Origin of the sequence: Ohtaekwangia koreensis, assembly GCF_900167975.1 — a bacterium.
GTDB lineage: Bacteria > Bacteroidota > Bacteroidia > Cytophagales > Cyclobacteriaceae > Ohtaekwangia > Ohtaekwangia koreensis.
Map to the genome: position 1 here is coordinate 26,855 of NZ_FUZU01000002.1, position 24,930 is coordinate 51,784.

Sequence of the window (24,930 nt, forward strand, 5' to 3'; positions counted from 1 at the left end):
CGATATATGTATTATTAGCCACTAAATAAAAAAAACCGGAGCACTTTCGCGCCCCGGTTTCTCTACCTAACCTACCTGTGACCAGAGATTTACTCTATTTTTTTTACTATATCACCGCTCCTGAGGTTGAGTGAGAAATTATCATCACCAACTTTCAAATCAGCAGTGTCTTCACCCTGAAACGTAACTGTACCTTCGTAGGTATAATCACCTTTTGCAGGAACGGTTCCTGTCAGTGTATACGTAGCTGTGCCACTTATTATTTTATGTGTCTGCTTGTCTATTACAACGTCAGCCAAGTCAATTTCTATACTGCTGCTCCCGGATTTTTTATCACCTTCTTTTTGCTCGAAAGAACCACTGCGTTTGTAGAAACCTTCCAGTAGAAAATTCTCAACAGATTCTTCAAGACCAATAAGATCGAGTTCGGATGTACCAGAATGTTCAGTGGACAATTTTGGCCCGCTAAAATCACCGCTATAGCTTAAGTCAACCGAAACGCTAGACGGCTTTTCTTCATCATTACAATTGAGTTGAAATTTATAGCTGAAGTCATAACTCCAGGTAATACTTCCTCCATCAGGGCTCTCACCAGACAGATCTATATTTTTAGAAGCACCACATGCGGCCACACGGCCGTTGGCGTTGTCTTCCAAAAGATCTTCCGATGTACCTGCTGATTCCGTAGAAACAAAGTTTACACCGGATGTATTCGATGAAAATGAAGAAGAAACAATTACTGCTGCTTCATCGGAAGTAATGGAGTTATTCGGTTTATCATCATCATCGTTGTTACAGGCTGTAAACCCAATGATCAATGATAGAAATAACCATGCATTCGTTTTTCTCATAAGCGAAAGTTTAGTTTTGCTATTTGACGGATACAACGGTGCAAGGTTCGCGTTTCTGCAGGAAGCGACTATGAAGAGCCTATATCTTCAATAAAACTATGATTTAAAGGGATGACTGGAACAATAAAATTATGCACAATTTTTATTCACAAATCCACAATGTGGATTTAAGACATCAATTCGCTAAGGCATGTTTTTTGGATCTATAAATCTGTTGAGATTATCCTTATAGTGTTCACTGATCGGGATCTGTACTTTCAAAAGACTTATTCTTCCTTTGCGTATAGATGCTATTTTATTAAGCGATACTATAAATGATTTATGAACGCGCACAAATTGATCGACTGGTAATTTTTCCTCCAGTGATTTCATACTCATGCGTGTGATCACCGGGCGTTGTGCTGAAAGAAGAAAGATCTTCACATAATCTTTTAGACCTTCTATATAGGCTATATCACTAAAATCAATCCGCACTAAATTATACTCTGAATTCACAAACAGATATGTAGCCTGGCTGGGCTGAACTGCTACGGGAACTTTCAGTGCATTGAATTTATCATGGGCCTTGTTCACTGCTTTTAAAAAGCGCTCGAATGAGACAGGCTTCAAAAGATAGTCTACAACATCCAGGTTATAGCCTTCCATGGCATACTTCTCGTATGCTGTTATAAAAATTACAAGCGGTGGATTTTTAGAAAGACCTTGTAAGAATTGTATACCGGTTATCCCGGGCATCTGTATATCGAGGAAGATAAGGTCTACATTTTGAGTCTGCAGAAAATTATTTGCCTCCAACGCATTGGAGCATTTCTTCACCAACTTCAAAAAAGAAATCTTCTTGATGTTATCCTCCAGTAAGTCGAGCGCGAGCGGCTCATCATCAACAGCAACACATGTCATAATTATTCAGGGATAATTTTCAGTTCAGTGATAAACCAGTTATCATCAGTCTTATATATCTCCAGTGTATATAAATCCTTGTATAACAAATCGAGCCTTCTTCGAACATTCTGCAATCCGATGCCGGAGCTTTCATCCTTTACCTCATTGCTGGAAGGATTAAAGCGATTACGCACCGTAAAACTGATGCGATAAGCTGTTGCTTCCAGTAATATAATAATAACGGGCTCATGGATCAATCCTACTCCATGCTTGAATGCATTTTCAACAAACGGAACGAGGAGCATAGGCTCTATAACGGTTTCCTTTCGCTCTATATCTACATGAAAGTGCATGTTGATGGTTGAACCAAACCGAAGTTTCTGCAACTCTATATAATTACTTAAATATTCTGCTTCCTGTTCTAATGTAACCTTCTTCTCGGTGTGATATAAAGAATATCGCATCAATTGAGACAGTTGTATAATAGCAGATTCCACCTGGTCAGATTTCTTGCGTGCAAGTGAAGCGAGGCTGTTCAACACGTTAAACATGAAGTGTGGACTTACCTGTGATCGCAGAAATGAAAGTTCGGACTTCAGTTTTTCATTCTCTTGTTCTTTCAGGGCGGCTTCAAAAGAGGAACGATCTTGCATAATACGCAGCGCAAGACTCAATCCAAATACCATTAAGAAATTAGGGACACCCACAAAAAGCGGTGGTCCAAACGGTCGGCCCATATCGCCTGCTGGTATAAAGTATAAACGAATAGCATACCCTGCGAACAAGTATATACTAAATGCAAGCACTACTATAAATGTATACGGCCACCAACTTTTTTTCGAAAGAATCCGTGGCACGAATATGAACATGTTGAGGTAAAAGAAAATTGCCAGTAACACATTGGTGGCAAAGGCTTCGATGCGAAACCACATGGGGTCAAACGGAATGGTTTGGATCATGTGTTCCGGCGGTGCCGGGCCGGCTCCACCTCCAGATGGAGGCATTCGTTCTGCAAAGCGTGCATTGCCTCTTGAAATAAATCTGAAAGGCATCATGAACAACAACGCCCAGCCAAACACGTGTAGTGCTATAATAAGTATTTTATTGACAACTCTTTTTTTCACGTGCTCCTGAGCCAAACGACATCCTGTTCAGATGAAAGCTCACTCCATTTTTTAAATATCTTTCTTTTTAATGTTTTGTCAAACACAAAGGCTTCTGCAAAATGCAGAAAGCCTTCGGTACTTGCTATGGTTTGGGCTCCATCGAATTTACTATATATCATCCGCACGTGTACAGGTAGATATTGCCGTTCAGTTAAGTCTATCGTTTTCATCTTCACCATTCAACTTCTAACTCCAGCACTTAACTGAACGACCTTATCCCTACAGCCTGCAGGTTAATTAATACGTCTCATCGTATTCTTCCAATGGCTTGAACTCCCAGATATCGTCATAACGACTTGTTCCGTTTTGTCCGGTGCCTACAAAAATTCTATCACTCAATACATATCCAACGGCAAGGCTTCGTGCGGATCCCTCATATCCTGTGCGATCATCCCAATCAAATGTCGTGGCATCAAATACGTATACCGTTTTAACTGCTGCACCTGTTGATGCTACTCCTCCGATAATATAGACTTTCGTTCCTACAGTCACTGCCGTTGCATCGTATCGATACATAGCCAATTTGAATTCATCATAATCAGATTCATCATCATCCGGTGTACGCTTTGTCCAGGTTGGATTACTACCATCGGTACCGGGTACAAACTCCCAGAAGTCAAGATTGAATAAACCGTTATCACGACCTGTACCTATATATGCTTTTCCATCTACTACAAATGCTAATCCTGATTCTATTTTGTCACCGGGGTAACTTACTATCTCCGACCAGGTGTTGGTTGAAGGATCGTATTGCCAGAAGTCACTGTTTGTGTTATCACCATCATAACCGGTACCTACATATCCTTTTGAACCGATAGCAAAAGCTATAGCGTTATAGCGTGCAGAACCACCGAAGAGGCCGAGGGAATCCCAGGCGTTAGTAGCCGGATCGTATTCCCAAAAGTCTCTGAGTTCTTCTGTGTCTTCATCACGATTATACCCGAGCCCTACATATCCTTTACCATTTACACTAAAGGCAACAGCACGCTCACGCGCTTTGCCCGGGAATGGCGCCATCGACTCCCAGTAACCGTTGTTGATATCGAAACCATATACATCAGACCAATAATCATCGCCATCATAACCAAGTCCGACAAATACTTTTGTGCCGATGGTGAAAGAAAATGCACCGGAACGTTTCACACCTTTAAAAGGCGTAACCTTTGTCCAGTTACCAAGTGTATCATCATCGTCATCATCAGACGAGCAGGCATTAAGCATCACTAATCCTGATAGCACAAAAAGCATTGCTGCTAATTTTATCTGTTTCATTCTTAATTATTATTTACAGTGACAAAATAAATTCTCAAGCGTGTTTTATAGTCGACACCATTATTGCCGGCATAGATACGATCTACCGATACCGGAAAATTTTCAGAGAGCGAGAAGACCAATCCATTCTCGTTGAATTCAGCCAGTTCCATTTGCTCTTTTACAAAAGATGTTACATCAAGAGTATAGCGTGTATAGCGATCGAGGTCTGTGTCGTTGAGCAGCGTGGCACTGGTGCCGTACTGGGCATAGAAGTTATTTTTCTCATCCGCTTTATATACCACAAACGAAGAGGGTATAGGCTCGACATTACTATATGAATTACGGATCGGGTAAATATCGAGTATAGCTTGAGTGGGATAGAAATTTTCGATCTGCTTCAACTCACGCAGGTACGGCATATCTATACGCAATAACAATCCGGCACCGGCCTGCAGATACGCTTGCTCGTCTGTTTCATCAGAACTCAAGCGTTCATCGGTATCTTTAAGTGTTGTTAATTTTGTATTCTGGACATTGGTGTGAATATTCGTCTGCACTATATTTGAAGACGAAGCTGCGAATGATATATACTTATCGGTAATAGGAGTCGTGCTCTTATCTTTATAGTAAACGCGAAGTTCGGGTGTTATCGCAAAACCGAGCAAGCAAGTAGAGCTGCTGGTATCCGGCAATATAGCAAGGCCTTTAAAGTAGCGCAGAAATTCTGTTGAACTGCTCAACTGGTCGCTGCCACTGGTAAGTTTTTCGAAGAGTTCTTTTCCAAGATCATCTGAAAGAATAATTTCCAGAGAATCTGAGCGATTCGGTTTCGGAAGAAATGTAAGAGAGCCTAAAGGGTTTTCATCAATGGCGAATGTTCGGTCGCTATATAATGTGCCATCATCATCCAATTCCATATCTTCCTTTACATAGTGTGCGCGCAGCGTTACATTGGCAGTAGTATCATAATAGAAGTAATGATCATACTTTAATACGATCGCTATATAGTCGTAGGATACATCTTCATATTGCAGGTCTGCACCAGACGGAGGAACCACCTGAAAGTACGATGATGCGGTAATGCGACCGAGTTTTTCATCTACATGCGAGCCCAATAACATGCGGGCACCAACATTTGTAGTCAGGTCCTCGATCCGGATTGTTGAAAGCTTAACAGAAGAAGAATCAATGTATGAAAAATCCAGTGCGCCTTCGTTGAAGAAATCTGTACCAATCTCCGAAGAATCAACACCACACGATGTCATCATTAAAATTACTACGACTACAAACCAAAATTGCTTCATGGAAAAACATCTCCGTGACAAAAGAACCTGGTTCGTATTGCTTCATGAAATGAATGAGACAACCTCGCTCAATTCAGCTACCAAAACCAATACGGGCACCACCGAACGTATAGGCTATGGGTTGGCGACATTCTAAAAACCATCGCCAAATGCTTTTTTACGCTGATAATGACGATTACAAGTTATTTCTCAAATGAACGCGTAAATAGATCGGCACAAAATCAAAGATTGCAGTTGTATTCTGTGGGTTGGTCGCTAATTATTGTCGGACCAAAAAGTGGTGGCGAAGTTGCAAGACTAAAAAATCTGCAATGCCGAGATTTACACATGTTCTGATCGCAGGGACACTTATACTACTACACTATAGCGCGCAGGCGCAAAATATATTTAGCTCGCCTTATTCTGTATATGGAATAGGCATGATAAACAACAGAACCTCTTCCATGAACAGAAGTATGGGTGGAGTAGGCATAGGTGTACAGGATGACTTCAATCTCAACCCACTCAACCCGGCTTCATACGGGGCGATCTCATCACCAATAACACACATCTATGAAGTTGGACTATATGTAGAGTCTAATAAATACCAGATGAGTACACGGTCGGATTCAAAATCTACCGGAGGATTATCCAATATAAATTACTGGTTTAAATTTTCTCCTTGGTGGTCGGCTTCCGCGGGCCTTGCTCCGTTTAGTAGTGTCGGTTATAAGATTAACACAACACGGGAATTGGGTGCTGCTTCAAATGTAGACTATACTTATGATGGGAGCGGTAATATCAACCAGCTTTACCTGGGCAACTCCTTTAACATCGTAAAAAATTTGTCGCTCGGTGTTAACATTTCATATCTATTCGGGAGCATTACAAAAAATGAAACTATAGATTTATCGAACCTGTCAAGTGTACTTACCTACGAGAATAAAATTGTAGCACGTAAAATGGACATCGATTTTGGGTTACAGTATAGAATCAAAATAAAAAATCGCGCGTTGGTATTGGGAGTCGTTGCTGACGATGGCCTTACATTGAGAGGAACTCAGAAGAGCGCATTATATGATCAGAATGCCGATACGCTCACCAATGATACCGGTGATAAACTAAAGTATAAACTTCCGGCTTCAGCAGGTTTCGGAATTGGACTCCATTCTAAACGTTCCATCCTTGCTGCCGATTTAAAATTTGAAAATTGGAGCAGCGCAAATTTCTCCGACCAGGAGTTAACATTTCAGGATACTTGGAAAGTTGCTGTTGGCTATCTATATAAAGGGAACCCAAACGCAGAAAGTTATTGGGGCCTTGCCTCACTTCGCACCGGATTTTATGTACAGAACTATCAGCTAAAAATTGATGGAACAAATCTGCCACTGTGGGGAATGTCTGCCGGAGTTTCATTGCCGGTGTTTGATGGCAAGTCTGCTATCAACTTAACATATTCTTATGATAGACTTGGAACCACTACCAATAATCTGATCAGACAAAATTCTCAAAAGATTATGATCGATGTGGTGATTCGTGACCTCTGGGGGATCAAACGTAAATTTGATTGATGCATCGATCGCATGCAGCAACTTTGCTTCTGCGAAATATACTTTAAACTATACGAAGTGGGTAATACAGGGTTCGAACCTGTGACCCCTACCTTGTCGAGGTAGTGCTCTAAACCAGCTGAGCTAATTACCCGTAAGCCGGGCGTGAAATTAACAATTCTTTTAATGGATACCAGCATTCCCAAATTACCGGTTACCGGTTTTGTGGGTGATGAATTGGGCAGAAGCATTTATATTAGAAACTTTATAAACTGTTCTCCTCTTTTGACAAGAGCCTATGAAGTCGCCTGAATATTGGATTACTCAACTTGCACTTCTTCCACATCCGGAAGGTGGGTTTTATAGAGAAACTTATCGCACAGCAGAATTAATTCCTTCACCCGGATTACCATCGAGGTTTCCTGCTGCGCGAAATTTTTCAACGGCTATTTATTTTTTACTTCGATCACACGATCGCTCCCTGTTTCATCGTATTAAATCTGACGAGCTCTGGCATTTTTATGCGGGCGGGCCACTCAACATTTATATATTAACAGACCTGGGACTCACAACCTATACTTTGGGATCGGACCTGGAGAAAGGTGAATCGCTGCAAGTAGTAGTTCCTGCTAATTGCTGGTTCGGTGCGAAAGTGGTTGATGAAAACAGTTATACTCTTTCAGGATGTACCGTTGCTCCTGGCTTCGACTTTGCAGATTTCGAAATGGCAAATCGAAACACTTTACTTAAAACTTTTCCTGCCTGTAAAAGCATCATAGAATTATTGACAAACGATACTGCGTGCTGAACCGAATTATTTTTTGTGTGCTGTTTTTAACACTTCTATGCTCTGCAACATTTGCTCAGCGTCAGCAGGTGTTTACAGGTATATTGGTTGATTCTGCAACCTTCAGTCCACTACCTTTTGTAAGTATCCGCATAAAAAATTCGATGCATGGAACTGCTACTGATGTGCAAGGTAAATTTAGCATTACAGCTACTGATCGTGACACACTGATCTTTTCACTAGTGGGATATGAAACGATTATACAACCCCTATGGAATTATGAATCGAGCATGATTCGTATGACAGAAAAAGGAATTATGCTGGAAGCCGTCACGATCGAATCAACGCCTTTCAATTATGATGGTATGTTTGATGATGAGAATGCCAAACTCGCCCGAAGGAAATTGCCATTTTATTTATCAAAAGGTAAAAAACAAAAAAGAAAACTCACCTGGCTACGTGAAGACAACAATCGCGCAAAGACGTATGTAGATATAGTAATCAACAACCCCGATACAAAGTCAGGGCTGATGAAAAAATATTCTCTTTCGGAAGATGAGTACTATAAACTACTGGGAGACTTCAATGCCAAAAACTACACGGTGATGTACTATCTTACCGCAGGTGAGCTTATAACGCTCCTCAATAGTTTTTACGAGCAGCATGCGCCAAAGAAATAATTGCTATACTATATCTCACGGGAATCCAATCGCTTTAAAAGCGCAAGACCTTCGTCCCACTTTCCAAATCCCGCTGCTACATTAATGTGTCCTGCCGGACCAATTTGAATTAGCTCACTACCCCATGCATCAGCAAAAGAAGCTGCACGCTCTTTGGTTACGTAGTAGTCATCTGTACTTGCCACCGCAATGGAAGGGAATGGTAGCTTGTTGGAAGGCATGGGGGTAAAGCCCGATGTACCACTGGGATAAGTCTCTGCTTCCGTATCACTCGGAGCCACCAGCAACGCTCCATTTATTTTACGATTATACCGTTGTGCCCAAAAAGCAATTGTACAACACGCGAGGCTATGCCCGACTAGTATAACGTCTGTTGTATTTAGTTCTTCGATCTTTTTATCGATCGTTTCAATCCACCTGTTGCAAACCGGAGTGTCCCAATCGTGTTGTTGTACGCGGATAAAATTATACTCTTTCTCCCACAGCGTCTGCCAATGTCCTTCACCGGAATTTCCAAGTCCAGGCAGTATTAATACGGTTGATTTAAATATATAGTCTGCCACAGCTTATTTGAAATCAACGTTACCATTCGAATATTTTATATTATAGGTAAAACTATCGATGCGCCAACCTTTGTCGGTAAGAACGCAATGTAAATCATAACTGCCAACAAACTCGCGCGTGTTGCCTTGCGTAGCAGCCTTTTTATAATGTAGCGCTATTGCATAACAAAGCACTTTCGCTTCTATAGCTTCCGACTTAAAGTCTACCAAAAAATTCCCGGCTTGGTGATGTACAGCATCTATTCCGGCAAAACCTGCTTTCCACATGTCGCAGATTTCTTTTGCTGAAAGGTTCTTGCCTGCGCCTGCTCCAAGTGAAGACATATCAAACCAGACATTCTCTGTGAGAACTTCTTCCAGCAGCTTATCCCACCATTGATAATCTGTATAGATAAAGAGCTTGGTAGCGAGTTCAATTACTTCATCACGTTTACTTTTGTTCTCCATATAAAGGGGGTTGATGTCACTTCGAAAATATACAACACCTTGAAAAATTGCTAATCAAAATAAAAAATAGCGAAGCAGATTAGCGCAGAGAATATCAAACACAAAAGTCTGCGTTAATATTCGAAAGTCCTACGAACAATATTTCTACTCTTCTAGAATAAAAGTGCGGATATCGGGTACATATAGATTGAAAAATCCTTTTCCTCCTTGAACGTTGGAGGGATAATTGACCGGTTCACTGAGATACTCTATAAAGCTAAAGCGATTATCAAGTCGCAGCTTCATGAAATTATAGTATTCTTCACTGATGTTTGATAAGAAAACAGCAACCGTATCACCCGCTTCAAAGTCACGTTGAAATGCCCTGAAAGTTTCGCTATAGTCGTTACTTTCAAATTCGGCATCATCTAACAAACGTGTAAACGCACGAGGATTCAATGCATCTTCAATCAACTCATCACTTTCAATTTGTTGTACATTCAACATATACCAGTTCTTTTCTTCGGGGTCAATAAGCTGGTATGAGACTTGAACCAGTGTATCATCATAACCATTGAAATATAGCTCTGCCTCAATGTCCTCAAAAGAAATCATAGGCTTAACTGTAGTCGTTGCCGATATCTCGCCTAATGTTTCGCTTTCCACATGGAGAGTATATTCTGCATTTGGCTCAAAGGGTATAAATGTACCGCCATATACTCCGCTTCCAAGCGCAACCAAAGTATAGACATCCCGGGGACCCGTAATCGTCACTTCCGCATCCTCTACTGCAATCTGGTCCAATAATTCCTGAGCATCACTATCTTCATTTGCATCCAGCGCGCCAAACGATTTGGTTAATAAAACTACCAATGACTGATCTGGAATAATCTGTGTGGATACGACGATCTGCGGCTGAACAACGGGAATACCTTCTACCTCCAATGGATCTGGTATACATGCTGCCAGTATAATAAACATAGATGAGATTAATCCTGCACTTGAAAACCTCACACCGTAATCTATAGTCTTTATCATTCTTTCTCTTTTCTGGTATATATAATCAGAATGCACTAAAATTTAAATCCGTAACTGATAAAAGGTATTAGTCCAAATAACCCGGGCTGTTCATAACGCAATGCATTCGTTGCCTCGTCCTGCTCTATCGTAATCCCGATAGGATTTGCCCGATTGTACGCATTGTATACACCGGCAAACCACTGCCATTGAAATTTACGATCTGGTTTACTCCTGAACTTGATACCCATATCAAGTCTATGACTATCCGCCAGTTTTACCTCGTTGATACCAGAGTATATAGGCACAAGATCGACACCTGTTAATGTTGGCGCGAGAATTACATATTGTCCTATAACAGGAGTAAAGCGTGAGCCAGAAATAAATTCCCACACAGCAGATACGGCCCATCGCTTGTTTATAGCATACTGCATAACGACAGCACCATTATGCCTTCGGTCATAGCGCGAGTAAAACCACTCACCGTTATTGATTTCGTTATACTGCCTCCACGACCACGACAAAGTATAACTAATCCATCCGGTAAATTTACCGGCATCTTTACGCAACAAAACTTCGAGGCCATAAGCGTTACCTTTGCCCTGTATAAGTTTCGATTCGAAATCGTTATTGAGAAAAAGATTAGTGCCTTCTTCGTATCCGATCAAATTGTCCATTGATTTATAGTATGCTTCCATTGAAAGAAAAAGATCTTTCGTGGGGAAGGATCGTTGCCACGCCAGGGCCACCTGGTGGGAAGTCTGCGGACGAATGCTGGATGTAACCGGATACCATATATCTGTAGGCGAAGTAACCGCAGAGTTTGAAATGCGATGCATATACTGCACCATCCGCGAATAGCTAAATTTCAATGCTTCGTCATTTGTAAGTGCATACCGTGCCGAGACTCTTGGCTCCGGGAAGAAATAAGTCTTATCTGCAACGATAGCCATAGACGCACGCGTGCCCACATTGAAACGCCAGCGGTCGGAAGCAGCCCATTCGTATTGGGCATGCACGGCTAACTCATTTGATACCTTACCGGAAGTTGCACTGCTCTCGAAGATCTCCGCTATAGTACCTTGTGAATTAATGATATTCGGACTAACGTTATGCCGTGCCCAATCTATGCCACCTTTAAATATACCATTGCCTAATACTGAATCTTTTTGCAGGAGCCAACGTGCTCCATAATCCTGAATATCAGACAACGCTCTCAATTCATTTTCTTCAAAGGCATTGCGAATATCATATTTATACTCTGATCGGATCACGGAAAGCGTGCTATTCCAGTTGTTATGTAAACCACGATTCCATTGCAATGCCAAGCTTGTGTTTCCCGCGTTATAGTTTGTTAAAAAACCATCGCCATCATTATCACGATCACGGTAAAGCTCAAGCTGATCAACGCCTCCATAATAACTTATCTCTACGCGATCATGGTTAGAAGGCCGAAGTACAATTTTACCATTCAGGTCATAGAAGTAATATGGAAGTTCTTCGTTACCGATCGCTTTTACTACCTGATCGATATAGGTTCTTCTTCCTGCAATCCAGATGCTCGCTTTATTCTTTACGATTGGTTGTTCAATAAAAAGTCGCGAAGCAATTATACCTATATCTCCGGAAACGCGGGTCTTATCTGCGATACGATCTATAGTCTCAATATTTAGTATGGACGACAATCGGCCACCAAACTCTGCAGGAAATCCTCCATTTATAGCTTCAACCTTATTTAATATATCCGGGTTGAACACTGAAAGAAAACCCAGCATGTGGCTGGGGTTATATATAGGTACATCATCCAGCAATACAAGGTTTTGGTCTGCAGCACCACCACGCACAAAAAGATCGGAGCTTCCTTCCACACCACGTACAGTGCCTGGCAGTAGTTGCAGTGCTTTAATAACATCTGCTTCGCCTCCCAGAACGGGTAACATCCGGATGTCTTCCGGTGTAAGCAGATATGTACTCGTGCGATTTGTTTGCAGGATTTCCTCTTGAGGACTTCGTTCCCCAATTATTTCTACTTCTTTCAATTGTCCAATCGTGGGGTTAAGCGATATAGAAATGGTTGTATCTTTTTGTAGAGAGAAAACTTGCTGATATACTTCGTATCCTATAAAAGAAACAATGATCGTTTTTCTTCCACGCGATAACGTTTTTGAGAACTTCCCATCATTAGTTGCTGCCAGATTAATTGAATCCGGGTAGATAAAAATGTGTGCTGCCGGAAGCCGCTCACCTCCCTGATCGCGCACAACGCCTTTCAGCGTAACGGTTTGAGCCATTACACTGTTGATACCTAAAATCAACAAAATCACCACCAGTATTTTCATTGCATAATCACTTCGGGTGTAGCATAACAAAGTAATGAAACATAACGAGTATTGGAGTGTTAAATTTTAAAAAGCAAAAAATGACTTTTTAAAGCAGTTTAAACCTACATGCTTTTTTGGCCTGAATTGTCTTTAAGCTTGTGCTGCAAAAAGCTTACTTTGAACTTTTAAGCACAATGCAACCCTTCCTCCGAAATTTATTGGTGGCACTATGCACAGTATCGTCACCGGTATTGGCATTCGACCAATCGGATAGTACAAGGTTATCGAACATTCTCAATCAGGCCGCAAATATTTATCTATCCTATCCTGATTCCGCTATTACACTCGCAAACTCTATTGCTACTGAAAGCATGAGTGGCAATCATAAATATCTTCTTGGACATAGTTACTTCGTTCTTTCAAAAGCGAACTGGGCGAAGGCGAATTACAGACTTAGTATAGAGTACGGTTTTAAGGCCCTTAAAATATTTGAGAACTCTTCCTATACTCATTTATGGGGACAGAGTTTGTTATCGCTTGCACGTACATCATTAGAACTCCGTGACTTCACGCAGGCAAATGATTTTTTAAAACGCAGTCGGCAACTCGCCATTACTCATGATGATAATAAGCTACTGGCCGATACGTATCGCGAGCGGTCTATGCTGCTTTCAGAAACTCAACTATACGACTCTTCGCTTTACTTTATAGACATCGGGTTACTGCTGTACAAGGGCATGCACGACACACTCAATACAAGTATACTATATAGTCGCAAAGTGAAAATTTATCATTTACTGGGTAATTACAAAAAGAGCACAACCTATAATCGCCTGGCGCTGCATCTGGACAGTGTGGTCGGAAATAAACGGGCGCTTGGTATATCATTTTTATATGCAGCACAAAATGCGAATGAACTTCATCAATCGGATAGCGCTATTTTTTTTGCAAAGAAATCGATCGAGTTGAGTGGCTCTCTTAAAAATCTGTCAGGGTTGATAAAAGCACACACCCTGCTGGCAGATATATATAGCAAAACGAATAAGCCAGATCTGGCCGTACATCAGCTAAAGCTGGCAAATCAATATAAAGACAGCTTGTATAATTCTGAAAAGAACGCACAGATACAGGAAATGAAATCGCTCTACGAACTGGGCACGAAAGACAAAACCATTGAAGAGCTGGGACAAAAAAATACGTTGCAGCAACAGTTGATAAGTAATCAGCGATGGCTAACTGTACTTTTGGCGGCTGGTATAATTCTGCTTATGGGTTTTATCATGGTTCTTTCGAGGCTGCGTTCTATACAAACAAAAACTAATCAGACACTGGAAGAAAAAAACCAAGCGATCGAATTACAACGTGAAGAAATGCAGGCGCAGGCAGAATACCTTCATTATCTGAATCAGCTTAAATCAAAACTATTTTCTGTAATTAGTCATGACTTACGTGGTCCTATAGCAACGTTGCAATCGCTGCTCGACCTGGTCACTTCAAAAATTATGACGCAGGAGGAATTTTTATCCGTATCCGATAAAGTGAAAGGTAATTTAAATGTAACGCAGCGCACACTGGACAATCTTTTGAACTGGTCTTTGAGTCAGATGGAAGGTATACGAACAGAAAAGAAGGCGCTGAATATAAAGGTCTGTATTGACGAAGCGAGTAAACTGCTGACCGATATTGCCGAGCAAAAGAGGATATATATTGCAAATACGACAGAAGAAGCTATTAAAGTCTGGGCCGATCCGAATCAACTTCAATTGATACTTCGAAACTTGATTCACAATGCCGTTAAATTTTCCAAAGCAGAAGGACATGTAGAAATCTTTGCATCCACTTCAAATAATTACTGCAGCGTTACCGTAAAAGATTCAGGCATTGGAATGACGGAAGAAGAAGTAAATATGATTTTAGGACAAGAGCACTTCACCAAACGCGGCACGCAGCAAGAGAAAGGCACTGGCCTCGGACTGCTTCTCTGCAAAGAGTTTATCAAACACAACGGTGGCGAACTAAGCATCAAGAGCAAACAGGGCCACGGCACTGAAATATCATTTACCCTCGCACTCGCGCTATAAATTCACGAACAATATCCTTTTTAAATACGTTGTACAGACAACAGACTCTGACGGCCATCATTGGCATTATTATAAAGGGATTAGACTTCGAAAGTACTGCAATTGAATTTCCTGATTTTTAAGAAATTGCTAGTGTCGATTTGGCAGTGTTTGGCATTTGGCGCAAAGCTTGCAACAAGAGATTCTGCAAACAACCTATAAAAATTAAAAACTAACGAGAAATGGGAGCTTTAATAATTGGACTTTTTTTCATGGCGATTGGATGGATGGTGAGTTCGAGGCTGAAGAGTAAGTTCAGAGAATACTCGCAAACTCACCTGACGCGCGACTTGACAGGCGCAGAAGTAGCCCGCCTGATGCTGGCTGATAATGGTATACATGACGTTCAGGTTACACACGTAGAAGGTGAACTAACAGATCACTATAATCCTGCATCAAAAACGGTGAATCTAAGTGAAGGTGTATACCATGGAAGAAATGCAGCAGCAACGGCAATAGCCGCACACGAATGTGGTCATGCTGTGCAGCATGCGAAAGCGTATAGCATGCTGGAGTTACGTTCAGCGATGGTGCCTATACAGAACATCAGCGCGAAAGTGATTAACTTCTTATTTATGATGATGATGTTCGGTGCATTCTTCGCATCGCAGCTTATACCGTGGCAAACAGCATTACTGGTAATTATAGGATGTTATGGTGTATTCGCTTTGTTTGCACTGATAACATTGCCTGTAGAATTTGACGCCAGCAAAAGAGCGCTGGCCTGGGTGCAGTCGAGAGGCATTGTAAACACACAGGAATATGGAATGGCAAAGGACGCATTGAAATGGGCAGCAATGACCTACGTTGTGGCAGCCATCGGTGCGCTTACTACGTTGTTCTACTACGTGATGTTATTCCTGGGTAGTAATAGTGAAGACTAACGTTTGTAAACGATTGAAAAAATCGCGTAAAAGGTTTTAACATTAAAATGAGAAATTTATTTTGCAAGCCCGGGCATATGCCCGGGCTTGTTTTTTTATACCTTACCTGCCGATACATACAGACTTATTAACCTGAACCTCATATATGAATTTTCAACTTACTGAAGAGCAACTAGCCGTTCAACATGCAGCACGCGACTTTGCAAAGAATGATTTACTTCCCGGGGTAATTGAGCGTGACACCGAACAGAAATTTCCGAAAGAGCAAATAAAAAAAATGGGCGAACTCGGCTTCCTGGGTATGATGGTAGATCCTAAATACAACGGTGGGGGGATGGACACTATATCTTATGTATTGGCTATGGAGGAGATCTCAAAAGTAGATGCCTCTGCATCGGTGTGTATGTCTGTAAATAACTCCCTTGTTTGCTGGGGGCTTGAGAAATTCGGAACAGAGGAACAGAAAGAAAAATATTTAAAGCGATTGGCAACTGGTGAAGCAATCGGTGCATTTTGCCTTTCTGAACCGGAAGCGGGATCAGATGCTACCAGCCAACGGACTACAGCCGAGGACAAAGGCGATCACTATATATTGAATGGCACCAAGAACTGGATCACCAATGGAAACAGTGCCAGTATATATATAGTTATAGCACAAACTGATATCGCTAAAAAACACAAAGGCATTAATGCGTTGATCGTTGAAAAGGGAATGCCCGGTTTTGTTGTTGGAAAGAAAGAAGATAAAATGGGGATCCGCGGGTCGGACACGCATTCGCTGATGTTCACAGACGTAAAAGTTCCGAAGGCAAATCGCATCGGTGATGATGGGTTTGGGTTTACATTCGCTATGACCACATTGAACGGTGGTCGCATTGGTATAGCATCACAGGCGCTGGGTATAGCTGCGGGTGCATACGAACTGGCACTTGCCTATTCGAAGGAACGCAAAGCCTTCGGCAAAACATTATCAGAACACCAGGCTATACAATTCAAACTTGCAGACATGGCAACAAAGATCGATGCAGCGCGCCTGTTGGTACACCAGGCTGCATGGCTAAAAGATCAGAAGAAAGATTTTGTAAAAGCAGCCGCGATGGCCAAGCTATACGCTTCGCAAATTGCACAAGACGTGACAACCGAAGCTGTACAAATTCACGGAGGTTATGGCTATGTAAAAGAGTTTCATGTAGAACGCCTCATGCGTGATGCCAAAATTACCCAGATCTACGAGGGCACTACTGAAATTCAGAAGATGGTAATTTCAAGAGAGCTTCTTAAATAAATATAGTATTCATTGCAATGGAGCTATAGTGTCATGAAAAATTGACACTATAGCACCGTTTTTTATTCAAGGAATTATCAGAATTAATGACCCAATCAATATCATCACGCTATATTTTAAATTCATCCGCATAGTATAGATGTCGTCATAGCGTTACCTTTGTGCATGCTTTCCGAAAAAGACAATACGCATATCAGTAAATTTCTCAGCCTGGTGCTTCGGCACAAACCTGAAACAATAGACATTACACTGGATGAAAACGGATGGATAAGCGTAGATGTACTCCTTCAGCAGATGACAATTCATGGGCATAGCATCTCGAAAGCTATACTGGATCATGTCGTTACTACGAATAGCAAGAAAAGATTTTCTTATAGTGAGGATGGAACAAAAATACGAGCAAGTCAGGGGCATTCCGTTGAAATTGACCTCGACTATAAATCTCGGCAGCCACCCGCTATACTTTATCACGGCACAGCAGAGAAGTCGTTAAACTCAATTTTAGCGACCGGTCTCAAAAAAAGAGAACGTCACCATGTACACCTTAGCACAGCTATAGAAACTGCATTGGCCGTTGGCAAACGATATGGCAAGCCTGTTCTTCTCTCCATCGATGCTCGAAAAATGCATGATGATGGCTATATATTTTTTCTTTCCGAGAACAACGTATGGTTAACAGACCATGTGCCTGTGAAGTATATAAATAAAACAACAGGGCTATTGATAAATTGATAGTGGCACTATAACGACAAGGCTATTTTTTGTCCTTCCTGTTATATAAATTAAAAAATGGAATATCCACAGCAACAAAGGCTCCATAGCGAACATAGTAATTCTCGCTAATAGAAGCTGTGCCACCAGAATCAACATCACGCAACGCAGGTCCCATCTGTGCTCCTAAACCCAGCGATATAGGGCTCTTTCCTAATCCATAGATGAAGTACAATCCAGGGGCAACTATATCTTTCAATTTTACATTGGACGCAACTGCTGTGTTGTCATCATTAAAACGAAACGAAGCCAGTGCACCGAGGTCAATAACCGAAACAAAAAGACTTACTGACTTACCTCCTTTTTTATCACTCGCTTTCAATCCTCCCCGGCTGAAAGAAAAACCTACCGGAGCAAAAACACCAGCAGAACCTCGATCAGGTGTTTTCGATGCAGGCATGTGTTCAACACCTCCATATAACCCCACATATCCGTTGAGTGAAACATTACCATACGATTCACGCTTCACGCGATAGCTTCCTGGTGGTAACGCTACAACTTCTATAGCCTGCTTCACTTCCTCAGATGTTTTTGCAGTAGCCACATTGGCCATGAATGATCCGTATTTAATAACGCCTTTCAAAAAATTCGAATCTGTAGTATCTATTTTTTGAATGATCAATGAAAACTCAATCACCGCTGCGCTATAGGCCTTGGCGCGTACATCAGCAACGAGATTCGAAACATGGGTGAAAAGAAACTCAATATCAGATGTTTTAAACAACGGTGTTTTATCTGAGTTCATCACAATTTTATTAGCCAGTGCCAGAATCTTGGGTAGATCGTTTAATAAAGCAACATAGCCACCGGTAGTGCCTGGGTCATCGCTTGCTTTTAATTGAAGCAACGTTTGATCAGCATGCGTAAGTATAGGTTTAAATTTAATAATGATGCTTTCAGCATTGTTGATTGTTTTTGAAAGCGTTGCTAAAAAAGCTGTGAATGTATCGACATCTATGGATAACGATTTTTGATAGATCAGGCCAAGATATATTCTTAAAAAAACAGGGTCGCTAAATTTATTGAACTCTTCCTCCGAAATCCAATACCGCTCGCCCGTTGCAGAACGTAATGACTGCGAAAATATATTAGCTACTTTTAAGACCGGTCCGAAATCACCCCAGGTATCACGAATATATACCCTTGTTGCCAGTTCATTTAAAATATCACCGGGATGTTTGCCTTGCTGTATTTCTACGGCTATCTCAAAAATCAATTGAATATAGGGATAAGACGGAAGACCTTGGATACGCGTCACCAGCTTGGTGCGGGTTGCTGGATCAAGGTTGATCCATGTATTTGCATTCAACAGAATATTCGATAAATCATTTGCAAAGGCTTCCCGAAAAGCCTGCAGGTATTGCTGGTAATTATAGATCTCATGGCCAGCCACCAGCATAACAGAATGTGTATTCGGGAAGAGTACTTGTACATCTTTCCCATAGTCCTTGTTATTTAAAAAATCATTGAACTGCTCAAAGAAGTATACATCAAGCTCGGCTTTGGTTCGCTCTACCAGAAACTTTGCAATTCCATCGGCAATCGTGGTGACATCAAGCCCGCCAACGGATGAAAGCATTTTGGAAGCGCCTGCAATCGGGCTGCTGCTCAAAGCATTTACAGCAGGCAATCGCAGATATGGATTTTTAGAAAACGCTTGTTGAATTTCACCATAGGTAGTTTTATCAACATACTTTTTTAAAATTTCTGCCGCTTTTAAATTGCTTTGATTAACAATCGGAAATAATACCCGACCGCTATCTATAACGGGATTTAAAGCTGCAAGCTGCAACGCGTCCTGATACGCCACCTGTGCGCGCAACGTGTTCGGCAATACGAACAAAAAGAACACGGCACCGAAGAGTATATTTCTTTTCATTTTACAATTTATTTAAAGTGTTAACGGGATTTATCAGTTTGCCATATTCCACGCTATCGGCATGGCTCATCAGCTCTTCTCTCAGATCATGCGCACGATATTTCTTATTCTTTTTCCTGACAGCCTCCAGCAGTAATGCAGCGATACCCGCTACATACGGTGCGGCCTGGCTTGAGCCGGAAAGATTTACATAGGCCTTATTAAGAAAGGTTGAAAAAATTTCTTCGCCTGGCGCAAAAATGTTTGTCTTATTCGCATGTATAGTATCTGCCAATGGAAATTTGCTTTTCGTAATACCTGCCACTGACAATACATTTTCATATCTGGCGGGATACAAAATATCATTTCCTGTAGTTGAATCTCTATTCCCAGCCGCTGCGATAATCAAAATTCCCTTCGCGATAGCTTTACCTACAGCGGTTTCAAGCGCACTATTATTTGCGCTTACTCCATTGCTGATAGAAATGATATCGACTGAATTTTTAATCGCCCACTCTACCCCCTTCACAAGAAACTGTACATCGTCACCGTGAATATCATTTGTAATTTTACCCAAATAAAAATCAGTATTAAAAGCAAGTCCTTTCACACCGAAACCATTATTGGAAGCCTTAATTATACCCGTAACATGAGTCCCGTGCCCGGTTTGATCTGTAATGCCTGTACCGCTCGCTGATAGATCCATAAAGTTAGCGGTATTGACTATCAGATCCGGATGAGGCAATGCTATACCTGAATCTAACACGGCAAGCTTTACCTTCTCGCCACTCAATCCTTTTCTCCACAGCTCCCCTATATTAAAATCCTTATGCCACCAAAAATCCGATTCGCTAAATTCAGTCAGCGCAGCCCGGGCGATGATTTCATCTATATTCTCAATGCTCCCACTCCAGTAATAATTATTCGCAGCATCTTTCAACCAGGTATTAACGCCTCTTAAAATATCACCATGGAATAATTTGCCTTCAACCTCCAGTTGACTGCCCGGGGCAATGTTCTGATAGCTGGGTGCATTTATACTCGGGCGTCCTACACGAACATCCAAATGTTCTTTTACAATAACTTTCATTTCTTGTTTATCTATAGCTATCGTTAGTCTTTCCTTTTATCCTGTCACTAAATCTTTACGAGCTTGTACAGCAAGTCAAATGGAATGATACACTCAACGACAGGGCTATTTGTTCCTGTCTCATAATCTGTAAGGTGAACTTGCAGCAATATATACTATTATATCCTGACCTGATATTCCGGCACTTCTTCTCTTTTATGCCATAGCCTGGCTTCAGGGGCTCTATTGAGATATAGCAGATTTCTTCCTACGTACTCACAGATAAGGCGATCATTCACACAAACAATAGTGGCGCACAGAATGAAATCAGACAGATGAATATATAACTTCCTATAAACACAACAATACGTCAATGTTAAGAAAGATAGAGGAAGAGCAGAAAAGATTAAAAATCGCGAACTAAAGGTTTTCTACACAACGCAACAGGTATCGGTATACTTTACTTTATTAAAAAAACTAAGCACCCGGCTGCCGGGCACTTAGCTGAGTAGGTCTTTTGATATTCTTCTGCATGGCTAACTTTAACCCCAACGATTCATGCTGGAGTATGCATGCCTCATTTCACAAGCATGAGGGTGCTTTTTGTTATTAGAGCCCATCTAATAAACATATGTCTGCTTGAAGATCACGTTCGGACATTCATTCACAACGCTAGGCCTGGTGTACACTTTTGTCGAAACATGGATTACAAAGAGGTTATCAATCAATCACAATTCAACAGAGGTGTTAACACTCCATGTGTATGCTATTTAAATACAAAAAGCCCATCGCTCTGCCTTGCGGCAAAATGATGGGCTCATAATCGAATGTAGCAAAACATCTACACATTTACAAGCAGGATGTTTTCAATGTTAGCTATAAATGTTAAACAAAACCCCGTTTCCGGGATGGATACCTGAAAAAACGTTACTAAAATTACGACATGAATATTCATGTAGGACAAGAAATAGAAAAAGTGCTTCTTGATTCAGGCATTAAAAAGAAAGAATTTGCCAGGCGGATCCATACTAGCACGCGAAATGTTTATTCAATCCTAAAAAAGAAGGAGATCAAGACAGACCAATTGATCGTGATCAGCAAAGTGCTGAACTACAATTTTTTCAGTTTATATGTGAAGCCAATCGAAGAGCAACGTTTACATATGCTTTCGGTAATGAACGAAATGCAGCAATGCAACGCTCGTAAGAATAATAACAAAGTAATGATTACGCTGGAACTGGATGGCAAACCTGAAACGCTCGCGCAAAGTATAAAGCGATTACAAATGATCAACCAGGCGCTGGATTAGGATGGGCATTTAATAGCGGTTTTAGACCATGCAGAAAGTATAGTATATCATCTGCATGGCCCACGAGTAAACCTGCTATTTCATATACATATAGTCTACGGTAACATTGATCATAGCCTTAAGGCCGGTAAGCATACCGCGATCATCCATCATAAAATCAGGCGTGTGGTGCGATGCTGCTTTCTCTACCGGAATCTCCGGAGGACATGCACCTACAAAGAAAAAGAAACCAGGCACTTTCTTCTGATAATAAGCAAAATCCTCAGCACCTGTTACGGCTGGTATACGCGCTACATTTTGTTCACCGGCAGCTTTGTTCAGGCTGGCTACCATCTTCTCGGTAACAATGGGATCGTTGTAGGTTACCGGTGTCATACGTGTGATCTCGATCTCCGCGCGAGCACCTGCACTCTCTGCTATATTTACAACGGTGCGCTTTAATTTTTCATGAATATCATTTTGCATGGTCTCATCGAATGTACGGATCGTTCCCGTCATCTCTGCATATTCAGGAATGATATTCTGACGAATACCCGCATGTATAGTACCTACCGATATCACCGCTGGCTCCTTCGTTAGCTCCGTCTGACGACTGATAATAGTTTGTATACCATTAATGATCTGCGCGGATACAACCACCGGATCTATACCGAGCCAGGGTGCTGAACCATGCGATTGTTTTCCATATACTTTAATCGTAAACCAATCAGAAGCTGCCATCATACCCGCAGGTTTATACGCGATCTGTCCGAGTTTACGAATGCTTTGAATGTGCATTCCGAAAATAACATCTACTTTAGGATTCTCGAGTACACCTTCTTTTACCATCAGGTCAGCACCACCTTCTTCACCGGCAGGAGGTCCTTCTTCCGCAGGTTGAAATATAAATTTGATAGTGCCCTTCAGATCTTTTTTATTCTTTGAAAGTATTTCGGCAACACCCATTAAGATGGCTACGTGCGAGTCATGACCACAAGCATGCATAACACCAGTCTCTTGTCCATTGAATGTTGTTTTTTCCTTGGAAGCAAAAGGTAAATTATTTCGTTCCGTTACCGGCAATGCATCCATGTCGGCACGCAACGCTATAACAGGTCCGGGCTTTCCGGTTTTAAGTAAACCTACAACACCTGTATGAGCAACACCCGTTTGAATTTCTATACCGAGTGCTTTTAAATGTTCGGCTACATATGCGGCAGTCTTTACTTCGCGATTTGATAGTTCAGGATATTGATGGAGGTGTCTTCGCCATTCTATAACTTTATTCTCGATTTCTTTTGCCTGCTGATCGAGCTTTGCCTGTACTTTGGAATTTACCTGCGCCTGAGCAACGATACAGGAGAGTATAAGGGCGAGGCTATAAAAAAATTTCATCATAGGAATGGCTTTAGATTCGGACAATATATTGATTATCAATTTTGCAACCAACGACAATGCATGGAGTGGATTAAAATCTTTTCGAACGACACAGAAGCGAGGAGTAAAATTACCCATGATAAACCACAACTCCTGGTTCTTCATGGCAAACGGATTTGCCTCGTACTTCACGAAGAAAATTTTATAGCTGTGCAAGATGCCTGCTCACACAATGGAGAGTCGCTGAGCAAAGGACACGTTAATTACCTGGGCGAGATCGTTTGTCCCTGGCATGGCTATCGCTTTCAACTTAAAAGCGGCCGTGCCTGTGATTCTTCTTCCGCAGATTTAAAAACCTATCCGGTTAAATCAGATGATTCCGGTTTTTTTATTGGCATTTAAAATAGATTAATACCTATTTTCGTTTTTTACTCGCTCCCTAATAGTTGTGGAGCGCTGTGGTTAATCGACCGAATAAAAACTTATGCAAGTTCGTTTTCTGATCATCATTCTCATTATAAGTTTACAATCTGTTTTCGCACAAACATATTTCCGCGAAGAGAACTGGATCGATCAATTGAACCTGGCGGGTGGACTTCCTGAAAAATTACTCAGTACGCGCACAACCGTTTTCTACGATTATACACTTACCGAAAAAGAGCTCAAGGATACACAGGAGTATTTTCAGCGTTCAGGTATCGATGCTGTTGCGTACTATGAGATGGATATACTCATGACCGGTAAAGATATAACCCGTGCATTCGGAGATTTTTTAACGAAGCGTGAGATCTCGAACATTGCCTTTCTAGAAAAAACAGATAAAGGTTACAGGTTGATTATCACCACGTACAACGGCAAAGAAAACGTTGTTGACCCGAAGCAGAATGCATGGTCGTTATCCAATACTATACTTACGGAATTATTGAAGACGGTATACCGCACTACAGCCAATCAGTTGAAGAAACAAAATTTACTGATCAACGATCTTCCTGAACCTGGCCCGGATATAAATCCGATTGCTGGAAAGCGAAATGAATTCTTTGCGATTGATTTGAAAGTAGATCCGCTGGCTGTACCCAAGTTTGGTGACGAAGCGCTTGATAAGCAGCTGGAAGAGATTTTCAAGAACAACTATCCGCTGAAGTATAAACTTACCGAACCTGGGCTCACCGATAAAGAATTGCGCAAGCAAGGATCGCTATATGTACTCTGCATCGTGAAAGGAAGAGGATCTGCATTGAAAGAAATTTTGGGATACCCAGTAGCCAAATCTGAAAGCGCTTTGGTATCGGTTACTTATCCTGACATGCAGCAGCAACTAAAAAATATTCCATCCAACGCGCAGGTATATAAAATATACTTTAAACACATCGACTCTGGCAATGTATTTCTGGGCACCAAATGGGATGCTGATGTTACCTGGGAACAAGCACTGTTAAACAACATCAAAGGATTAAAGGCAGAGCTTAAACTGAATTGATGAACGACATCGCAAAGT

The 24,930-nt window shown here is 41.4% G+C and carries 24 protein-coding genes and 1 tRNA gene; 11 read left to right on the top strand and 14 right to left on the bottom strand.

Features of this window, described 5'->3' with window-relative positions; translation table 11 throughout:
- Positions 1-89: 89 nt before the first annotated feature.
- The 6 genes from B5Y40_RS12875 to B5Y40_RS12900 all read right to left on the bottom strand — a co-directional run bounded on the left by B5Y40_RS12875 (position 90) and on the right by B5Y40_RS12900 (position 5,457).
- A complete protein-coding gene (locus tag B5Y40_RS12875; RefSeq protein ID WP_079687212.1) occupies positions 90-851 on the bottom strand; it encodes a hypothetical protein in 762 nt (253 codons plus the stop codon).
- Positions 852-1,034: 183 nt separating this feature from the next.
- A complete protein-coding gene (locus B5Y40_RS12880) occupies positions 1,035-1,751 on the bottom strand; it encodes a LytR/AlgR family response regulator transcription factor (protein WP_079687213.1) in 717 nt (238 codons plus the stop codon).
- 2 nt (positions 1,752-1,753) lie between these two features.
- Positions 1,754-2,857 carry a sensor histidine kinase gene (locus B5Y40_RS12885; RefSeq protein ID WP_143785753.1) on the bottom strand — a complete coding sequence of 368 codons (1,104 nt, stop codon included), beginning with the start codon at positions 2,855-2,857 and terminating at the stop codon, positions 1,754-1,756.
- Positions 2,854-3,069, bottom strand: coding sequence for a hypothetical protein (locus B5Y40_RS29645; protein ID WP_159453694.1), 216 nt, complete (start codon positions 3,067-3,069; stop codon positions 2,854-2,856). Before B5Y40_RS29645 ends, B5Y40_RS12885 begins: the two co-directional genes overlap by 4 nt.
- A 67-nt stretch (positions 3,070-3,136) precedes the next feature.
- Positions 3,137-4,171 carry a Kelch repeat-containing protein gene (locus B5Y40_RS12895; protein WP_079687216.1) on the bottom strand — a complete coding sequence of 345 codons (1,035 nt, stop codon included), beginning with the start codon at positions 4,169-4,171 and terminating at the stop codon, positions 3,137-3,139.
- Between the two features lie 2 nt (positions 4,172-4,173).
- A complete protein-coding gene (locus B5Y40_RS12900; protein ID WP_079687217.1) occupies positions 4,174-5,457 on the bottom strand; it encodes a DUF4270 family protein in 1,284 nt (427 codons plus the stop codon).
- Between B5Y40_RS12900 and B5Y40_RS29650 the strand changes: the two genes are divergently transcribed.
- Both B5Y40_RS29650 and B5Y40_RS12905 read left to right on the top strand, forming a co-directional pair.
- Complete coding sequence (locus B5Y40_RS29650; protein WP_159453695.1) at positions 5,456-5,593, top strand: hypothetical protein; 138 nt, start codon at positions 5,456-5,458, stop codon at positions 5,591-5,593. The genes B5Y40_RS12900 and B5Y40_RS29650 overlap by 2 nt on opposite strands.
- 175 nt (positions 5,594-5,768) lie before the next feature.
- Entirely contained in the window at positions 5,769-7,007 is a 1,239-nt protein-coding gene (locus tag B5Y40_RS12905; protein ID WP_143785754.1) for a BamG family beta-barrel-assembly machinery protein, read from the top strand.
- Positions 7,008-7,065: 58 nt separating this feature from the next.
- Here the strand turns inward: B5Y40_RS12905 and B5Y40_RS12910 are convergent.
- Positions 7,066-7,140: transfer RNA gene (locus B5Y40_RS12910), tRNA-Val, on the bottom strand.
- A gap of 144 nt (positions 7,141-7,284) precedes the next feature.
- Between B5Y40_RS12910 and B5Y40_RS12915 the strand changes: the two genes are divergently transcribed.
- Positions 7,285-7,794 carry a cupin domain-containing protein gene (locus B5Y40_RS12915; RefSeq protein WP_079687219.1) on the top strand — a complete coding sequence of 170 codons (510 nt, stop codon included), beginning with the start codon at positions 7,285-7,287 and terminating at the stop codon, positions 7,792-7,794.
- Positions 7,788-8,453 carry a carboxypeptidase-like regulatory domain-containing protein gene (locus B5Y40_RS12920; protein WP_159453696.1) on the top strand — a complete coding sequence of 222 codons (666 nt, stop codon included), beginning with the start codon at positions 7,788-7,790 and terminating at the stop codon, positions 8,451-8,453. The genes B5Y40_RS12915 and B5Y40_RS12920 overlap by 7 nt, the downstream gene beginning before the upstream one ends.
- An 8-nt stretch (positions 8,454-8,461) precedes the next feature.
- Here B5Y40_RS12920 and B5Y40_RS12925 read toward each other — a convergent pair whose 3' ends face one another.
- The 4 genes from B5Y40_RS12925 to B5Y40_RS12940 all read right to left on the bottom strand — a co-directional run bounded on the left by B5Y40_RS12925 (position 8,462) and on the right by B5Y40_RS12940 (position 12,798).
- Positions 8,462-9,016 (bottom strand): RBBP9/YdeN family alpha/beta hydrolase, encoded by a 555-nt coding sequence (locus B5Y40_RS12925; protein ID WP_221408948.1) that lies wholly within the window; start codon positions 9,014-9,016, stop codon positions 8,462-8,464.
- Positions 9,017-9,019: 3 nt separating this feature from the next.
- On the bottom strand, positions 9,020-9,463 hold the full coding sequence (locus B5Y40_RS12930) for a nuclear transport factor 2 family protein (RefSeq protein ID WP_079687221.1): 444 nt from the start codon (positions 9,461-9,463) through the stop codon (positions 9,020-9,022).
- Between the two features lie 144 nt (positions 9,464-9,607).
- The gene (locus tag B5Y40_RS12935; RefSeq protein ID WP_143785755.1) at positions 9,608-10,480 is read right to left on the bottom strand and encodes a DUF4249 domain-containing protein; all 873 of its coding nucleotides are present in this window, start codon (positions 10,478-10,480) and stop codon (positions 9,608-9,610) included.
- Between the two features lie 35 nt (positions 10,481-10,515).
- The gene (locus B5Y40_RS12940; RefSeq protein ID WP_079687223.1) at positions 10,516-12,798 is read right to left on the bottom strand and encodes a TonB-dependent receptor; all 2,283 of its coding nucleotides are present in this window, start codon (positions 12,796-12,798) and stop codon (positions 10,516-10,518) included.
- 176 nt (positions 12,799-12,974) lie between these two features.
- On the opposite strand from B5Y40_RS12940, the gene B5Y40_RS12945 reads away from it, so the two are divergent.
- The 4 genes from B5Y40_RS12945 to B5Y40_RS12960 all read left to right on the top strand — a co-directional run bounded on the left by B5Y40_RS12945 (position 12,975) and on the right by B5Y40_RS12960 (position 17,801).
- Positions 12,975-14,861: a sensor histidine kinase gene (locus B5Y40_RS12945; protein WP_079687224.1), complete on the top strand. Its 1,887-nt coding sequence runs from the start codon at positions 12,975-12,977 to the stop codon at positions 14,859-14,861.
- Between the two features lie 221 nt (positions 14,862-15,082).
- Entirely contained in the window at positions 15,083-15,784 is a 702-nt protein-coding gene (locus B5Y40_RS12950) for a zinc metallopeptidase (RefSeq protein ID WP_079687225.1), read from the top strand.
- Positions 15,785-15,929: 145 nt separating this feature from the next.
- Positions 15,930-17,069 carry an acyl-CoA dehydrogenase gene (locus tag B5Y40_RS12955; protein ID WP_079687226.1) on the top strand — a complete coding sequence of 380 codons (1,140 nt, stop codon included), beginning with the start codon at positions 15,930-15,932 and terminating at the stop codon, positions 17,067-17,069.
- A 165-nt stretch (positions 17,070-17,234) separates the two neighbouring features.
- Positions 17,235-17,801, top strand: a complete 567-nt coding sequence (locus tag B5Y40_RS12960) for an RNA 2'-phosphotransferase (RefSeq protein ID WP_079687227.1) — start codon at positions 17,235-17,237, stop codon at positions 17,799-17,801.
- 22 nt (positions 17,802-17,823) lie between these two features.
- On the opposite strand, the gene B5Y40_RS12965 is transcribed toward B5Y40_RS12960, so the two are convergent.
- Positions 17,824-19,719, bottom strand: a complete 1,896-nt coding sequence (locus tag B5Y40_RS12965; RefSeq protein ID WP_079687228.1) for a hypothetical protein — start codon at positions 19,717-19,719, stop codon at positions 17,824-17,826.
- A gap of 1 nt (position 19,720) precedes the next feature.
- The gene (locus B5Y40_RS12970; RefSeq protein ID WP_079687229.1) at positions 19,721-20,788 is read right to left on the bottom strand and encodes a S8 family serine peptidase; all 1,068 of its coding nucleotides are present in this window, start codon (positions 20,786-20,788) and stop codon (positions 19,721-19,723) included.
- 922 nt (positions 20,789-21,710) lie between these two features.
- Between B5Y40_RS12970 and B5Y40_RS12975 the strand changes: the two genes are divergently transcribed.
- Entirely contained in the window at positions 21,711-22,076 is a 366-nt protein-coding gene (locus B5Y40_RS12975; RefSeq protein ID WP_079687230.1) for a helix-turn-helix domain-containing protein, read from the top strand.
- A 75-nt stretch (positions 22,077-22,151) separates the two neighbouring features.
- On the opposite strand, the gene B5Y40_RS12980 is transcribed toward B5Y40_RS12975, so the two are convergent.
- The gene (locus tag B5Y40_RS12980; protein ID WP_079688426.1) at positions 22,152-23,450 is read right to left on the bottom strand and encodes an amidohydrolase; all 1,299 of its coding nucleotides are present in this window, start codon (positions 23,448-23,450) and stop codon (positions 22,152-22,154) included.
- 63 nt (positions 23,451-23,513) lie between these two features.
- Between B5Y40_RS12980 and B5Y40_RS12985 the strand changes: the two genes are divergently transcribed.
- Both B5Y40_RS12985 and B5Y40_RS12990 read left to right on the top strand, forming a co-directional pair.
- The gene (locus B5Y40_RS12985) at positions 23,514-23,834 is read left to right on the top strand and encodes a Rieske (2Fe-2S) protein (protein WP_079687231.1); all 321 of its coding nucleotides are present in this window, start codon (positions 23,514-23,516) and stop codon (positions 23,832-23,834) included.
- Between the two features lie 82 nt (positions 23,835-23,916).
- Complete coding sequence (locus B5Y40_RS12990; protein WP_079687232.1) at positions 23,917-24,912, top strand: hypothetical protein; 996 nt, start codon at positions 23,917-23,919, stop codon at positions 24,910-24,912.
- Positions 24,913-24,930: the final 18 nt, after the last annotated feature.

What these genes read in the sequence shown, in the direction of transcription:
- B5Y40_RS29645 (WP_159453694.1), bottom strand. Translation starts at nt 3,069, where the DNA reads ATGAAAACGATAGACTTAACTGAACGGCAATATCTACCTGTACACGTG.
- B5Y40_RS12955 (WP_079687226.1), top strand. Translation starts at nt 15,930, where the DNA reads ATGAATTTTCAACTTACTGAAGAGCAACTAGCCGTTCAACATGCAGCA.
- B5Y40_RS12980 (WP_079688426.1), bottom strand. Translation starts at nt 23,450, where the DNA reads ATGAAATTTTTTTATAGCCTCGCCCTTATACTCTCCTGTATCGTTGCT.
- B5Y40_RS12880 (WP_079687213.1), bottom strand. Translation starts at nt 1,751, where the DNA reads ATGACATGTGTTGCTGTTGATGATGAGCCGCTCGCGCTCGACTTACTG.
- B5Y40_RS12935 (WP_143785755.1), bottom strand. Translation starts at nt 10,480, where the DNA reads ATGATAAAGACTATAGATTACGGTGTGAGGTTTTCAAGTGCAGGATTA.
- B5Y40_RS12965 (WP_079687228.1), bottom strand. Translation starts at nt 19,719, where the DNA reads ATGAAAAGAAATATACTCTTCGGTGCCGTGTTCTTTTTGTTCGTATTG.
- B5Y40_RS12905 (WP_143785754.1), top strand. Translation starts at nt 5,769, where the DNA reads ATGCCGAGATTTACACATGTTCTGATCGCAGGGACACTTATACTACTA.
- B5Y40_RS12930 (WP_079687221.1), bottom strand. Translation starts at nt 9,463, where the DNA reads ATGGAGAACAAAAGTAAACGTGATGAAGTAATTGAACTCGCTACCAAG.
- B5Y40_RS12875 (WP_079687212.1), bottom strand. Translation starts at nt 851, where the DNA reads ATGAGAAAAACGAATGCATGGTTATTTCTATCATTGATCATTGGGTTT.
- B5Y40_RS12960 (WP_079687227.1), top strand. Translation starts at nt 17,235, where the DNA reads ATGCTTTCCGAAAAAGACAATACGCATATCAGTAAATTTCTCAGCCTG.
- B5Y40_RS12985 (WP_079687231.1), top strand. Translation starts at nt 23,514, where the DNA reads ATGGAGTGGATTAAAATCTTTTCGAACGACACAGAAGCGAGGAGTAAA.
- B5Y40_RS12990 (WP_079687232.1), top strand. Translation starts at nt 23,917, where the DNA reads ATGCAAGTTCGTTTTCTGATCATCATTCTCATTATAAGTTTACAATCT.
- B5Y40_RS12900 (WP_079687217.1), bottom strand. Translation starts at nt 5,457, where the DNA reads ATGAAGCAATTTTGGTTTGTAGTCGTAGTAATTTTAATGATGACATCG.
- B5Y40_RS12945 (WP_079687224.1), top strand. Translation starts at nt 12,975, where the DNA reads ATGCAACCCTTCCTCCGAAATTTATTGGTGGCACTATGCACAGTATCG.
- B5Y40_RS12970 (WP_079687229.1), bottom strand. Translation starts at nt 20,788, where the DNA reads ATGAAAGTTATTGTAAAAGAACATTTGGATGTTCGTGTAGGACGCCCG.
- B5Y40_RS12950 (WP_079687225.1), top strand. Translation starts at nt 15,083, where the DNA reads ATGGGAGCTTTAATAATTGGACTTTTTTTCATGGCGATTGGATGGATG.
- B5Y40_RS29650 (WP_159453695.1), top strand. Translation starts at nt 5,456, where the DNA reads ATGGAAAAACATCTCCGTGACAAAAGAACCTGGTTCGTATTGCTTCAT.
- B5Y40_RS12940 (WP_079687223.1), bottom strand. Translation starts at nt 12,798, where the DNA reads ATGAAAATACTGGTGGTGATTTTGTTGATTTTAGGTATCAACAGTGTA.
- B5Y40_RS12895 (WP_079687216.1), bottom strand. Translation starts at nt 4,171, where the DNA reads ATGAAACAGATAAAATTAGCAGCAATGCTTTTTGTGCTATCAGGATTA.
- B5Y40_RS12975 (WP_079687230.1), top strand. Translation starts at nt 21,711, where the DNA reads ATGAATATTCATGTAGGACAAGAAATAGAAAAAGTGCTTCTTGATTCA.
- B5Y40_RS12915 (WP_079687219.1), top strand. Translation starts at nt 7,285, where the DNA reads ATGAAGTCGCCTGAATATTGGATTACTCAACTTGCACTTCTTCCACAT.